The organism is Streptomyces vietnamensis, assembly GCF_000830005.1.
In the GTDB taxonomy this organism is placed as follows: domain Bacteria; phylum Actinomycetota; class Actinomycetes; order Streptomycetales; family Streptomycetaceae; genus Streptomyces; species Streptomyces vietnamensis.
Window position 1 is genome coordinate 1,319,893 of record NZ_CP010407.1, and the last position, 13,487, is coordinate 1,333,379.

Consider the following 13,487-nt stretch of genomic DNA (forward strand, 5'->3'; position numbering starts at 1 on the left):
TGAACTCCCGGCTACTGAGCGGTAATTCTTGTTGACGGGACGTCTGAAAGCGTCGCCCCCAGGTGTCCAGGAGACGGCGAGGAGCCCCCATGCCCGCACGGATCGCGTTCACGATCGAGACCCCGGCGGGTCCCCGCAGCACGTCCCTGACGTACGAGCGGCGGGGCGCGGGCGAGCCCCTGCTGCTGCTCCACGGCATCGGGCACCACTGGCAGGCCTGGGAGCCCGTCCTCGACGTCCTCGCCGCCGAACGCGAGGTGGTCGCCGTCGACCTGCCCGGCTTCGGGGCCTCCGACGGGCTGCCGGAGGGCGTCCCGTACGACCTGTCCACCGTCGTCCCCGTGCTCGGCGCCTTCTGCGAGGCCGTCGGCTTCGAGCGGCCGCACGTCGCGGGGAACTCGCTGGGCGGGCTGCTCGCCCTGGAGCTCGGCCGGGAGAAGCTGGTGCGCTCGGTCACCGCCCTCTCCCCCGCCGGTTTCTGGTCGGAGGGCGAGCGGCGGTACGCCTTCGGGACGCTGCGGGCCATGCGGGGCGCGGCCCTGTCGCTGCCCGTGCCGGTGATCGAGCGCCTCTCGCGTACGGCCGCCGGGCGCACCGTGCTCACCAGCACCATCTACGCGCGGCCCGGTCGCCGGTCACCCGAGGCCGTCGTCGCCGAGACGTTGGCGCTGCGGGCGGCCACCGGCTTCCACCAGACCCTGACCGCGGGCCGGACCGCGCTCTTCCGCGACGACGTCCCCGCGGTGCCCGTCACCGTCGCCTGGGGCACCCGCGACCGGCTGCTGCTGCGCCGCCAGGGGATCCGCGCCAAGCACACCCTGCCCGCCGCGCGCCTGGTCCGGCTGCCCGGCTGCGGCCACGTGCCGATGAACGACGACCCGGCTCTGGTCGCGCGCGTGATCCTGGACGGCAGCCGCTGAGTCCGGCCGGGGCTTCCGCGTGAACAGGCCGGTGCCCAGGGCGGCGCCGGCGCCCACGAGGAGGCCGCCGACCGCCTGCGGGAGGCCGAAGACGGCGTCTCCGACCAGCGCGGCGCTCAGCGCGGCGGCGATCGGGATGGCCCCGGTATAGAGAGTGGCCTTCTCCATGCCGACGCGCTGGACGCCCATGTAGAAGAGGACGAATCCGACGACCGTGGCCAGGGCCGCCTGCCAGACCAGGGCGCCCGTCTCCACGGCCGTCGGCACCCGTACGAACCCGGCGCCGTCCACGACCAGGCCGACGAGGGCCGCCTCGACCGCGCCGAGCCCGCACACGGCGGCCGTCAGCAGCTTCGGCCCGAGCAGCCGGAGGACCGGGACGGCGAGGACGGTGAACCCCACCTCGCCCGCGAGCGCCGCCGCCGACCAGCCGATCCCGGCCAGGTCCGTACGCCCCCAGCCCTGCACGGTGAAGGCACCGGCGGCGACGAGCAGCGCCCCGTAAAGGACGGCGGGGGCGGGCCTGCGGCCCTCGGTCAGCGGGACCAGGACGGCGACGACGACCGGGGCGCAGCCGACCAGGACGCCGGGGACGGCGGGCTCGGCAGTCCGCTCGGCGGCAAGGACGGCGAGGTTGAAGCCGACCATGCCGACGGCAGCGAGGGCGGCGAGCCGCAGCCAGTGACGGGCGGTCAGGAGCCGCAGCGGGGCGAACCCGCCACGGCCGAGCAGCGGGAGGAGGAGCAGGCAGGCGGCGCCGTACCGGAGCGCCTGTCCGCCCGCGTACGGGTAGGCGCCGAGCAGGCTGTTGGCGGTGAAGGAGGCACCGACGAGGGCGTAGGCGAGGGTCACGAGAAGGACCCCGCGCAGGGCGTTCGCGTTCATGCCTCCGACGCTAGGAGGCCGAGCGGTCCCGGTTGAGGTCCACTTCCGTCACGCCATCGGGGACCACTTCTCGTCGCGTACGGAGCGGGTCCGGGTGCGGAAGGTGCGGCGGTAGGCGTCCGGGGGGACGCCGACGGTGCGGTTGAAGTGGCGGCGGAGGGTGGTGGCCGTGCCCATGCCGGTGGCTTCCGCGATGGCGTCGACGCTGTCGTCGGTGGCCTCCAGGAGCTCCTGGGCGCGGCGGATCCGCTGGGTGAGCAGCCACTGCAGCGGGGTGGTGCCGGTCGCGGCCCGGAAGTGGCGGCCCAGGTGGCGCGAGCTCATCCGTGCCTGGCGGGCCAGGTCCTCCACGGTCAGCGGTCGGTCGAGCCGTTCGACCGCCCAGGGCAGCAGCTCGGTGAGCGGGTGGTCCTCCCGGGTGGGTACGGGGGCGGTGACGAACTGGGCCTGGCCGCCGTCCCGGTGCGGGGGCACGACCAGGCGGCGGGCGACCGTGTTGGCGATCGCCGAGCCGTGGTCGAGGCGGACGAGGTGCAGGCAGAGGTCCATCGCGGCGGCCTTGCCTGCGGAGGTGAGCACCGTGCCGTTGTCCACGTAGAGCACGTCGGGATCGACCTCCACCCGGGGGTACCGCTCGGCCAGGGCCTCGGTGTGCGCCCAGTGCGTGGTGGCGCGCCGGCCGTCGAGGAGGCCGGCGGCGGCCAGGACGAACGCGCCCGTGCACAGGGAGGCCACGCGCGCGCCCGCCTCGTGGGCCGCGCGCACCGCGTCGATCAGTTCGGCGGGCGGCTCCTCGTCGACGTCGGCCCAGCCGGGGACGATCACCGTGTCCGCGTACGGGAGCCGGTCGAGCCCCTGGTCGGGTTCCAGGCGGAACCGCTCCACGCGCGCGGGGCTCGGCCCGCAGACGGTCACGTCGTACCAGGGGACGGCCACCGCGTCCGGTGGGGAGCCGAACACCTCGTACGCGAGGGAGAGTTCGAAGTGCAGCATGCCGTCGGTGACGGCGAGTGCGAGCGTACCCATGTCCGAAATTGTACGGGGCAGGTCGTTCCGGACACTCGCGGCCGTCCGGAACGACCGCCAGGATGGATGTAGTTGAAGGTTCGACAACTGGGAACGGCGGGAGAAGTCATGGAATCGGGTCAGCGGGTCGTGGTGTTCGGTGCCTACGGACACACCGGGCGCTTCGTGGTGGCGGAACTGCTCGAGCGGGGCTTCGTCCCCGTGCTCTCCGGCCGCGACGCCGACAAACTGCGGACGCTCGCCGCATCCCACGACGGGACCCTCGCCACGTCCCACGACGGGCTCGACGTCCGCCCGGCGTCGGTCGACGACCCGGCCTCGCTCGACCGCGCACTGGCCGGCGCGGCGGCCGTGATCAACTGCGCCGGGCCGTTCGCCGCGACCGGCGCCCCGGTGATCGAGGCCGCCCTGCGCGCCGGGATCCCGTACGTGGACGTGGCCGCCGAGATCGAGGCCAACGCCGACACCTTCGCGCGCTTCACGGACCGGGCCCGCGCCGCCGGAACGGTCGTCGTCCCCGCGATGGCCTTCTACGGCGGCCTCGGCGACCTGCTCGCCACCACGGCGATGGGCGACTGGACGGCGGCCGACGAGGTGCACGTCGCGTACGGACTGAGCAGCTGGCACCCCACGGCGGGGACCCTCGCGGCGGGCAAGGTCTCCCGGGAGCGGCGGGGCGGCCGGCACGTCCGCTACACCGGCGGACGCCTCGCGTACCACGACGACGCGCTCCCGGTCCTGGACTGGCCCTTTCCCGCTCCCCTGGGCGTCCGGCCCGTCATCGGCGAGTTCACGATGGCCGACGTCGTGACCGTGCCGAGCCATCTGGCGGTGCCCGAGGTACGCACGTACATGGCGGTCGACGCGGCCCGGGACCTGTCGGCGCCGGACGCGTCGGCACCGACCCCGGTCGACGGGCGCGGCCGGTCCGCGCAGACCTTCCTCGTGGACGTCGTCGTGCGCTCCGGGGGCGCGGAACGCCGGGCCGTCGCCGTCGGGCAGGACATCTACGCCGTCAGCGCGCCGCTCGCCGTGGAGGCCGTCCACCGCGTCCTCACCGGCCGGACCCGGACGACCGGCGTCGCCTCGGCCGGGGAGATGTTCGACGCTCCCGACTTCCTCCGCGCGCTGTCCGCCCACCTTTCCCTGGACGTGCGGCACTGACCCGCAGGCGACCTCGGCATCATGGGTCCGACCGGGACGGATCGGTGAACTCCCGGGCCGGGACGGCGAGAAGGGCCATGCGACATGGGGAGTCAGGGGCAGGCGGCCTGGGAGCTGCTGTTGCCGGCCGTCGGCGCTCCGGCGCGGCGGCGGGGGCGGGCACTGCAGGAGGCGCTGCGGGAGGCGGTGCGTTCGGGGCGGCTCGCGGCCGGGACGCGGCTGCCGTCGACCCGCGCGCTCGCGACCGACCTCGGCGTCTCGCGGGGCCTGGTGACCGAGGCGTACGAGCAGCTGACGGCCGAGGGGTACCTGCGCAGCGACCGGGGTGCGGGGACCTGGGTGGGCGGCGCGGCCCGGGCGGCCGTGCGCGGGGCCCGCGACCCGGCCGCCGGAACGCCCGGGGTCCGGGTCGACTTCCGCCCGGGGACCCCCGACCTGTCGCTGTTCCCGAGGAGCGCGTGGGCGGCGGCGCAGCGGTCCGTGCTCGCGCGGCTCCCCCACCCGGCGCTCGGCTATCCGGACCCGCGCGGGCTGCCCGAGCTGCGCGAGGCGCTGGCCGCGATGCTGGCGCGGCGGCGCGGCGTGGTGGCCGATCCGGAACGGCTCGTGGTCTGTTCGGGCGTGGCGCAGGCGTCGACGCTGATGGGTTTCGTCCTCCACGCGCGCGGGATGCGCCGGATCGGGATCGAGGATCCCGGCAGCCCGGAGCACGGGCGGCTGTTCGCCTCGACCGGCGTGGAGACGGTGTGGCTGCCGCTGGACGAGGAGGGGCTGCGTCCGGGGCCGCTCGCCGACTCCGGGGTGCGGGCGGTGGTCGTGACGCCCTCGCACCAGTTCCCGTCCGGCATCAGCTGGTCGGCGGAGCGCCGGACCGCGCTCCTCGACTGGGCGCGCGCGGTGGACGGATACGTCCTGGAGGACGACTACGACGGCGACTTCCGCTACGACCGCGCCCCCGTCGGCGCTCTCCAGGGTCTCGACCCCGAGCGGGTCGCCTACGCGGGCTCGGTCAGCAAATCGCTGGCCCCGGGGCTGCGGCTGGGCTGGCTGCTCGTCCCGGAGGCGCTGCTCGACGAGGTCGTCGAGCGGAAGCGGACGATGGACCTCGGCAATCCCGTACTCGACCAGGCCGTCCTCGCCGAGTTCGTGACGCGGGGCGGGTACGACCGGCAGCTGCGCCGCTGCCAACGCGCCTACCGGGAGCGGAGGGACGCGCTGCTCGCCGCGCTCGCGGAGCACCTGCCCGGCACCCGGGTGAGCGGCATCGCGGCCGGACTGCACGTCATCGCGCGCGTACCTGCGCGGTTCGGGCCTCCGGAGCGGTTCCTGGCGCGGGCGGCGGAGGCCGGGGTGGCGCTGCGGCCCCTGGAGGAGTACGGCACGGCACGGCCGGCGGACGGGGACGTACGGCTCGTCATCGGGTACGCGCACGTGGCGCCTTCGGCCGTCACGACGGGGATCCGGCTTGTGGCGGAGGCGTTGAGGCGCGGGTGAACGGGGCCGGGATCCAACATTCGAATCTTGGATTCGGGATCCTGGATCCAAGATTCGAATGTTGGATCCAGAATTCGGATGTTGGATCCAGGATCCCGAGCGGAGACGTTCGGGCGTGGGCGACCGGAGCCTGAGGCCCGAAGAACCCCGAACGGCCATCTGTTCACGCGGGGTTCGCGCGGGCGCCGCACCCGGCCGTTAGGCATGGGTCGGCGCCCCGGCCGTGCAGTACGGGGCGGTGCACCGTCCACGGCCCGAACGACCGCCCCCGGAGGCCCCTCCATGTCCCTTCCCGTGCCCGGCAACTCCCCCTCCCCCGCCCGGCGCAGCGTGCTGCGCGGTTCGCTCGCCGCGTCGGCGGCGCTCACCCTCGGCGGCACCGGCCTCGCCGCGCCGGCGTTCGCCCTGTCGGGCCGGCCCCGGGCCGAGTGGGGTGTGCAGGCGGGTGACGTCACGGCCTCCTCCGGTCTGGTGTGGGTGCGTTCGGACCGGTCGGCGCGGATGCTCGTGGAGACCTCGGCGACCGAGTCCTTCCGGCACGCGCGCCGTCACCTCGGGCCGTTGATCGGCGCGGACACGGACTTCACCGGGACGACCGCCCTGCGCGGCCTTCCGGCGGGCGAGCAGATCCACTACCGGGTCACCCTCGTCGACCCGGACGATCCGCGCCGGACGGGCGAGCCGGTCCTCGGCACCTTCCGTACGGCCCCCGACCGGCGCCGCGACGGGGTGCGGTTCCTGTGGTCCGGGGACATCGCGGGGCAGGGCTGGGGCATCAACCCGGACATCGGGGGCTTCCGCGCGTACGAGGATATGCGCCGGCTCGACCCGGACTTCTTCCTGTGCAGCGGCGACACGATCTACGCCGACGGGGTCATCCAGCCGAGCGTGACCCTGCCGGACGGGCGGATCTGGCGGAACGTCACGACGCCGGAGAAGGCGAAGGTCGCCGAGACCCTCGACGAGTACCGGGGCAACTTCCGCTACAACCTCCTCGACCACAACGTCCGGGCCTTCAACGCGCAGGTGCCGTCGGTGGTGCAGTGGGACGACCACGAGGTGCGGAACAACTGGTACCCGGGGCAGATCCTGGACGACGCCCGCTACACGGAGAAGGACGTGGACGTCCTCGCGGCCCGCGCCTCGCGCGCGTTCGGCGAGTACTTCCCGGTGTCCACCCTCCACGCGCGCGGTGAGGGGCGCGAGCGGCGGGTGCACCGGGTGGTGCGGTACGGGCCGCTGCTCGACGTGTTCGTGCTCGACATGCGCTCGTACCGGAACGCCAACTCGCCCGGCCGGCAGGCCGACGACACCACCGGCATCCTCGGCGCCGAGCAGCTGGCGTGGCTCAAGCGGGAGCTGGCCGCGTCCCGGGCGGTGTGGAAGGTGCTCGCGGCGGACATGCCGATCGGTCTGGTCGTCCCGGACGGCGCGGCGAACTTCGAGGCGATCGCGCAGGGCGACCCGGGAGCGCCCCTGGGCCGGGAACTCCAGATGGCGGAGCTGCTGCGCTTCGTGAAGCACCGGCGGATCACCGGCACGGTGTGGCTGACGGCGGACGTCCACCACACCTCGGCGCAGCACTACGCGCCGGAGCGGGCGGCCTTCCAGGACTTCGCCCCCTTCTGGGAGTTCGTGTCCGGGCCGCTGGCGGCGGGCGGGTTCCCGGCGAACGCCCTGGACGCGACCTTCGGTCCCGAGCGGGTGTTCGTGCGGGCGCCGGAGCGGGGGAACCTGTCGCCGATGGAGAGCCCGCAGTACTTCGGCGAGGTCGACATCGACGGCCAGAGCGGGGAGCTGACCGTGCGGCTGCGCGCCGAGGGCGGGACGGTGCTGTTCACCAAGGTGCTCCAGCCGGGGCGGGTCGGGCAGTGAGCCCTGGTCGGGGCGGGCGCCGCTGATTGTCAGTGGGGGGTCGTAACGTCGTTCCCATGACGCGATCCGTACAGGCGCTCGCCTGCCGCCGCCCGTCCGCGCTGGAGTCCACGGGCTCCGGCCGGCTGCTCGGGCCGGAGACGACGGGGAACGGGGACGCGGGTGGAACGGCGGGGCGTGGAGAGCAGGATGGGGGGACGGTATGGGGAACGGGACGGGCGAGGTCGAGGGCGCGGGGGACGACTCCGGCGTCGGGAGGCTGCTCGCGGCGGTGCGCGCCGGTGAGGCCGGTGACGTACCGGCGCTCCTGGAGCCTCTGGACGCGGCCGAGCGCAAGCTCGCGCTCACCCGGCTGAAGGCGTTGCGCACCGAGGTGCGCGCCGGAAAGTGGGAAACGCCTCCGTACGTGCCGAGCCGCATCCGCAGCGCGCTGTACGTGGCGGGCGCCGGCTGCGTCCCGACGCCCGCGGCGGCCGCGAGCTGGCTCGGCGCGCGCGACCTCCAGCTCCGGGAGGAGGACAAGCCCCTGGCCCTCGCGGCGATCGGCGACCGGGACCCGGAGTGGGCGGCGGATCTGGCGGGACGGCTGGCCGGACGCCGGGCCGTGGCGGAGAACAGTTACCCGCTGCTCCACGGGCTGGTCGTCCGCTCCGGATATGCCGTTCCCCCGACCGACGGCTACGTCACCGGCTGGACCTGGCACCTCACCGACGACCGGCTCGTGGAGCGCCTCCGGGGGGACCCGCAGACGCCCACCCTGGTGGCGCACGCCCTCGCGATGGCGGAGCCCCCCGAGCGGCTGACCCGGCCGATCGGTCGCCGGCCGGCGAGGCACTGGCCCTCGGCGTTGCGGACCCTCGTCGAGGAGGGGGTCCTGGACCGCGCCCAGGTCCTGGACCTGTGTGTGTCCCGGCTGCTGCGCGGCGGCCCCCTCCGGAACCTGCGGCTCCCATTGGAGATGGTGCAGCTGCTCGCACCGGACGCGGAGGAGCTGCGGCAGCGGATCCCGGACTGGGTCGGGATCGCGGCCGACGCGCCGTCGATCGTCGCCGGGTACGCCCAGGACGTCCTGGTGGAGCTCGCCTCGGCGGGGGCGGTGCCGGTCGGGGCGCTGGCCGAGATGACGTCCGGGGTTCTCTTCCGTACCGAGAAGAAGCTGGTACGGGCCCAGTTGGCGCTGGTCGGCAAGGTACTCGCCCGCGAGCCGGGCGCGGCCGGGGAGCTGTTGCCCGCCGTGACGGAGGCCTTCGGGAACGAGGACACCGGCGTGCAGGAGCGGGCCCTCAAGCTGGTCGCCCGCCATCTGCCGGGCGTGGACGCGGAGGTGCGCCGCGAGCTGGCCGAGGCCGCAGGTCTCCTCGGTCCGACGCACCGGCAGGCCGCCGAGGAGCTGTTCGGCGCGGACCTGGAGGAGGCGGCGGCCCTTCCGTACGAGGAGATCCTGCCTCCCGTGCCCGAGGCGCAGCTGGTCCCGCCCCCGGCCACGACCGTCGAGGAGCTGGTGTCGGAGCTGGTGGCGAAGCGGCTCTCGGAGGAGCCCATGGCGTTCGAGCGGACGCTCGACGGGCTTGTGCGGCATGCGCACCGGGACCGGGCGGCCGTGGCGGAGGCGGTGCGGGAGGCTTTTCCCTCGCCTCAGTGGGAGCAGCGAACCCACTGCTTCACGCACACCACCCACGGGATCCATGGGGTGCTCGCGGGGGTCCTCGGGCTGCTGAACCCGACGCTCGTCGATTTCCGTCGAACCAAGGGGCACGGCGCGGACATCTGCCTCCACCAGGCCCTGTCGGGGGTCCTCGACGCCCGGCTGTGGGAGGCCGCCGACCTCGTCGGCACGGACGCGCTGCCGTTCCTCCTCGCCACGCCGACCTGGCACACCGGGGCCATCGACCCGCTGGTCCTGGTGGGGCGGCTGCGGGAGTACCGGGACGCGGGCGTCGAGCCCGCTCCGGTCGATTTCGCGCAGGCCCTGCTCCGGGTGCTGCGGGCCGACCCGTCGGCGGGGCGGGCGGCCGAGGAGGCGGCGGCGCTCGGCACCGCGGCCGGCCGGCGGCTCGCCGCCTGGCTGGGAGAAGAGGCGGCCGTGGGGCCGACCGTGCGGTTCCTCCGGCGGGACGAGGACAAGACCCTGCGGAGGTACCACCTGTTCGACCGGCTCGTGGTCGACCTCGGCGAGCACCCGGTGGTGCGGGCGGAGTTCCCGCCCGCCTTCCAGTGGCTCGGTGGCGCCCTGGAGGCGACCCCCCGCCGTTGCCACCACTGGGTGGAGGGCCGGGCGCAGTGGGCCCCGGTGCTGCCGGCCGACCGTGAGCTGCTCGCGGCCTGTCTCCTGCCGGCGCTCGCGCACTCCGCCGAGGCGGACGCGCGCGGCGCGACGGAACCGCTGACCGCGCTGGCCGAGGCCGACGGACCGGTGGGCCGGGCGGTCCTGCTGGCCCTGGCGTACGGTCTCGGCTGCGTGGACGCGGACGACCGGCTGCGCGCGGTGGACGCCGTGCTCGTCCTGGCGTCGCGGGGCGAGCTGGACGCCCGGGGGTTGGGCACGGAGCTGGCGTGGCTGGTCGCGGAGGGCTCGGTCAAGCCGAACCGGCTGGCGGACGCGGCCCGGACGGCGGCCGCCACGGGGGCGTACGGGACGGTCTGGGCGATCCTCGCGGCGATGCTTCCCGGTCTCCTCGGGGCGGCGAAGCCGATACGGGGGCTCGGCGAGGTCCTCGCGGTCGCCGCCGACTGCGTGGAGCGGTCCGGGGCCGGCGGAGAGGTCGCCGGGCTCGACGCGCTCGCCTCGGGACGGGGTTCCTCGCAGCTGGTGGTGCAGGCCAAGCGGCTGCTGAACGCACTCCACCAGGGGGCCGATCAACCTCTGACGGAAACGGTCCGAATCGGTCGTTAAGCCTCCAGATCGGCGCTTAACCCGTCAGTCACAAAGCGTTCGTGATCACGCAACACCACTGGGTCACAGTGAAGCCATGACCGATGTGACGTCTTCGAAGAGCGCCCGCCGTCCGCACCACTGGCGGCACGACCTGATCGAGCTCGCCGCCATGTTCACCGCCGTGGTGGTGGCCGACACGATCGCCAAGACCATCGCCAAGGGCCCCGACGGCCCCTACCTCCTGGTCTTCTCGGCGATCGCGCTGGTCGCCACCGCCGCGTTCCACACCTGGTGGGCGCGGCGGCACAGTCATGCCAGCCACGCCCCACCCGCCGGTGGCACGGACGGGCATCCCGCCCCCGAGCCGTCGGCAGGGGACGCTCAGAACGGAAAGGAGACGGAGGAGGAGTCCGGGCCGCCCGCCGAGACGACGCTGTGGCGGATGCGGACCACCGTCGCGGACACCCCCGGCAGCCTCGCCGCGCTGTGCACGGTCCTCGCCCGGCTGGGCGTGGACATCCTCACCCTCCAGACCCACCCGCTCGGCGACGGCACGGTCGACGAGTTCCTGCTGCGCGCCCCCGCCGACCTCTCCGCGCAGGCCCTCGCCCGCGAGACGGCGGCCGCCGGCGGCCGCGACACCTGGACCGAGCGGGCCGACGCCCACGACCTGGTGGACACCCCCACCCGGGTCCTCGGCCTGGCCACCCGTACCGCGCTCGACGCGGCCGAACTGCCGCTCGCGCTGCGCCAGCTCCTGGGCCGCTGCACCCTCCACTCCGTGCCGGCCGTCTCGCTCACCGGCCGCCCCACCGGCGAACAGGCGCCGGTCGAAGGCGTCCTGGAGGGGACCGTGATGCGGCTGCGCGACCCGCACGGCGGCACGCTCATCATCGAGCGGCCCTATCTGCCCTTCACCCCGACCGAGTTCGCCCGAGCCCGCGCCCTCGTCGAGCTCGACGCCCGGCTCGGTCCCCGCGTCCCGCGCAGCCAGGACGTGCTGACGCTGCCCGAGGGCAACGAGATCACCGTCCGCCGTGCCGACCAGCGCGACCTGGCCGCCGCGCGCGCCATGCACGACCGCTGCTCGGCCCGCACCCTCGGCCTGCGGTACCACGGCCCGGTCGGCGACGCCGACCGCTACCTCGGCCACCTGCTCAGCCCCCGCTTCGGGCGCACCCTCGCCGTGCAGACGGCCTCCGGCCGCCTCGTCGCCCTCGGTCACCTGCTGTGGGACGGCGACGAGACGGAGGTCGCCCTCCTCGTCGAGGACGACTGGCAGCGGCGCGGCATCGGCTCCGAGCTCCTCGGCCGCCTCGTGGCGATGGCCGAGGAGACCGGCTGCGACAGCGTGTACGCCGTGACGCAGTCCTCCAACACGGGGATGGTGGCCGCGATGCGGGCGCTGAACCTGCCCCTCGACTACCAGATCGAGGAGGGCACCCTGGTGATCACCGCCCGGCTGGCCCCGGCACCGCGACCGGCCGCCCGGACGCAGCAGGAGCAGTCGCACGAAGGGGCCCGGCGGGCGGAGCGCTGAGCGCCTGGGTCAGGTCGCGCCACAGGTCCTCGACGTCCTCCAGGCCGACCGACATCCGCAGGAGCCGGTCGCTGACGCCCGCCGAGCGCCGGTCTCCCTCGGCCACGATGCGGTGGCTGATGGAGGCCGGGTGCTGGATGAGGGTGTCGACGCTGCCGAGGCTGACCGCGGGGGTGATCAGGCGCACCCCGGCGATCACGTCGTGCGGGTCCCCGTACACCTCGAAGGCGATCATCGCGCCGCCGATCCGCGGGTAGTGCACGCGGGCGATCCGGGGGTCGGTGGCGAGCCGCCGTACGAGCTCCGCCGCCGACGAGGACGCCGCCCTGACCCGTACCGGGAGGGTGGAGAGACCGCGGAGCAGCAGGTATCCGGCGAGCGGGTGGAGCACCCCGCCGGTGGCGAAGCGGACCTGACGGAGCGTACGGGCGAACTCCTCGTCGCAGGCGACGACCCCGCCCATGACGTCGCCGTGGCCGCCGAGGTACTTGGTGGCGCTGTGCAGCACGATGCGGGCGCCCTGCCCGACGGGGCGCTGGAGCACCGGCGTGGCGAAGGTGTTGTCGACGAGCAGCGGGACGGAGCCGCAGGAGTGGGCGACGGCCCGGATGTCGGCCTCGGCGAGGGTCGGGTTGGCGGGCGACTCGACCATGACGAGGCCGGTGTCGGGCCGGATCGCGTCGGCGATGCCCGCCGGGTCGGTCCAGGTCACCTCGGTGCCGAGCAGCCCGGCGTCCAGGAGGTGGTCGCTGCAGCCGTACAGCGGACGGACCGCGACGACGTGCTTCAGGCCCTGGCTCGCGCGGGCGAGGAGCACGGCGGTGAGGGCGGCCATGCCGCTGGCGAAGGCGACGGCGGCCTCGGCGCCCTCCAGGCGGGCGAGGGCCTCCTCGAAGCGGGCCACGGTCGGGTTGTCGAGCCGGGCGTAGACGGGCGGGCCGTCGAGCCGGGCGCCGGTGGTGGCGAACTCGTCGATCCGGGCGGCCTCGGCCCGGGCGTCGTACGAGGGGTAGGTGGTGGACAGGTCGAGCGGCGGGGCGTGCAGCCCGAGTCCGGCGAGGTCTTCGCGGCCGGCGTGCACGGCTTCGGTGGCGAGGGCCCTCGGGGTGTCCGAGAGGCCGTGATCCATGGCGTCCATGGCGGCACTGTGAACGGATACCGGAAAGTAGCGGGAATGCGCCGTGCTACGTTCGGCCGATGGCCGATTCTGTCGTACTGGACGCGGTCGATCTGCACATTCTTCGCCTCCTGCAGAACGACGCCCGGACCACCTACCGCGAACTCGCCGCCGAGGTCGGAGTCGCACCTTCCACCTGCCTGGACCGGGTGGCGCGGCTGCGCCGCACCGGGGTGATCCTCGGACACCAGCTACGACTGGATCCGGCCAAACTCGGACGTGGGCTCGAAGCGCTGCTTCTCGTCCAGGTCCGGCCCCATCGGCGTGAACTGATCGGTCCGTTCGTCGACCGGATCCGGGCCCTGCCGGAGTCCCGGGCGCTGTTCCACCTCACCGGGCCCGACGACTACCTGGTGCACGTGGCCGTGGCGGACCCCGCCGACCTGCAGCGTCTCGTCCTCGACGAGTTCACCTCGCGCCGCGAGGTGGCCCGCGTCGAGACCCGGCTGATCTTCCAGCAGTGGGAGTGCGGCCCCCTCCTGCCGCATTCCTCCGGCCCTTCCTTGTCAGCCGACTGAGGCCGGACGAGGG

Annotated in this window: 9 protein-coding genes and 1 pseudogene; 7 read left to right on the forward strand and 3 right to left on the reverse strand. The window is 74.5% G+C overall.

Annotated elements, in window-relative coordinates:
- Window positions 1-89: 89 nt before the first annotated feature.
- On the forward strand, window positions 90-920 hold the full coding sequence (locus tag SVTN_RS41875) for an alpha/beta fold hydrolase (RefSeq protein WP_078908221.1): 831 nt from the start codon (window positions 90-92) through the stop codon (window positions 918-920).
- 480 nt (window positions 921-1,400) lie between these two features.
- On the opposite strand, the pseudogene SVTN_RS46770 reads toward SVTN_RS41875, so the two are convergent.
- Window positions 1,401-1,805: pseudogene (locus SVTN_RS46770) on the reverse strand (EamA family transporter); the annotation flags it as partial.
- A 48-nt stretch (window positions 1,806-1,853) separates the two neighbouring features.
- Window positions 1,854-2,831 (reverse strand): helix-turn-helix domain-containing protein, encoded by a 978-nt coding sequence (locus tag SVTN_RS05710; protein ID WP_052498996.1) that lies wholly within the window; start codon window positions 2,829-2,831, stop codon window positions 1,854-1,856.
- 108 nt (window positions 2,832-2,939) lie between these two features.
- On the opposite strand from SVTN_RS05710, the gene SVTN_RS05715 reads away from it, so the two are divergent.
- The 5 genes from SVTN_RS05715 to SVTN_RS05735 all read left to right on the forward strand — a co-directional run bounded on the left by SVTN_RS05715 (window position 2,940) and on the right by SVTN_RS05735 (window position 11,779).
- Window positions 2,940-3,995 carry a saccharopine dehydrogenase family protein gene (locus tag SVTN_RS05715; RefSeq protein WP_041128072.1) on the forward strand — a complete coding sequence of 352 codons (1,056 nt, stop codon included), beginning with the start codon at window positions 2,940-2,942 and terminating at the stop codon, window positions 3,993-3,995.
- A gap of 84 nt (window positions 3,996-4,079) precedes the next feature.
- The gene (pdxR, locus tag SVTN_RS05720) at window positions 4,080-5,489 is read left to right on the forward strand and encodes a MocR-like pyridoxine biosynthesis transcription factor PdxR (protein WP_078908222.1); all 1,410 of its coding nucleotides are present in this window, start codon (window positions 4,080-4,082) and stop codon (window positions 5,487-5,489) included.
- A gap of 282 nt (window positions 5,490-5,771) precedes the next feature.
- Window positions 5,772-7,364, forward strand: coding sequence for an alkaline phosphatase D family protein (locus tag SVTN_RS05725; protein WP_041128073.1), 1,593 nt, complete (start codon window positions 5,772-5,774; stop codon window positions 7,362-7,364).
- 202 nt (window positions 7,365-7,566) lie between these two features.
- On the forward strand, window positions 7,567-10,257 hold the full coding sequence (locus tag SVTN_RS05730; RefSeq protein WP_052498997.1) for a DUF7824 domain-containing protein: 2,691 nt from the start codon (window positions 7,567-7,569) through the stop codon (window positions 10,255-10,257).
- 76 nt (window positions 10,258-10,333) lie between these two features.
- The gene (locus SVTN_RS05735; RefSeq protein WP_041128074.1) at window positions 10,334-11,779 is read left to right on the forward strand and encodes a GNAT family N-acetyltransferase; all 1,446 of its coding nucleotides are present in this window, start codon (window positions 10,334-10,336) and stop codon (window positions 11,777-11,779) included.
- On the opposite strand, the gene SVTN_RS05740 is transcribed toward SVTN_RS05735, so the two are convergent.
- Window positions 11,691-12,917 carry a trans-sulfuration enzyme family protein gene (locus SVTN_RS05740; protein WP_041128075.1) on the reverse strand — a complete coding sequence of 409 codons (1,227 nt, stop codon included), beginning with the start codon at window positions 12,915-12,917 and terminating at the stop codon, window positions 11,691-11,693. The genes SVTN_RS05735 and SVTN_RS05740 overlap by 89 nt on opposite strands.
- Before the next feature lie 59 nt (window positions 12,918-12,976).
- On the opposite strand from SVTN_RS05740, the gene SVTN_RS05745 reads away from it, so the two are divergent.
- On the forward strand, window positions 12,977-13,474 hold the full coding sequence (locus SVTN_RS05745) for an Lrp/AsnC family transcriptional regulator (RefSeq protein ID WP_041128076.1): 498 nt from the start codon (window positions 12,977-12,979) through the stop codon (window positions 13,472-13,474).
- Window positions 13,475-13,487: the final 13 nt, after the last annotated feature.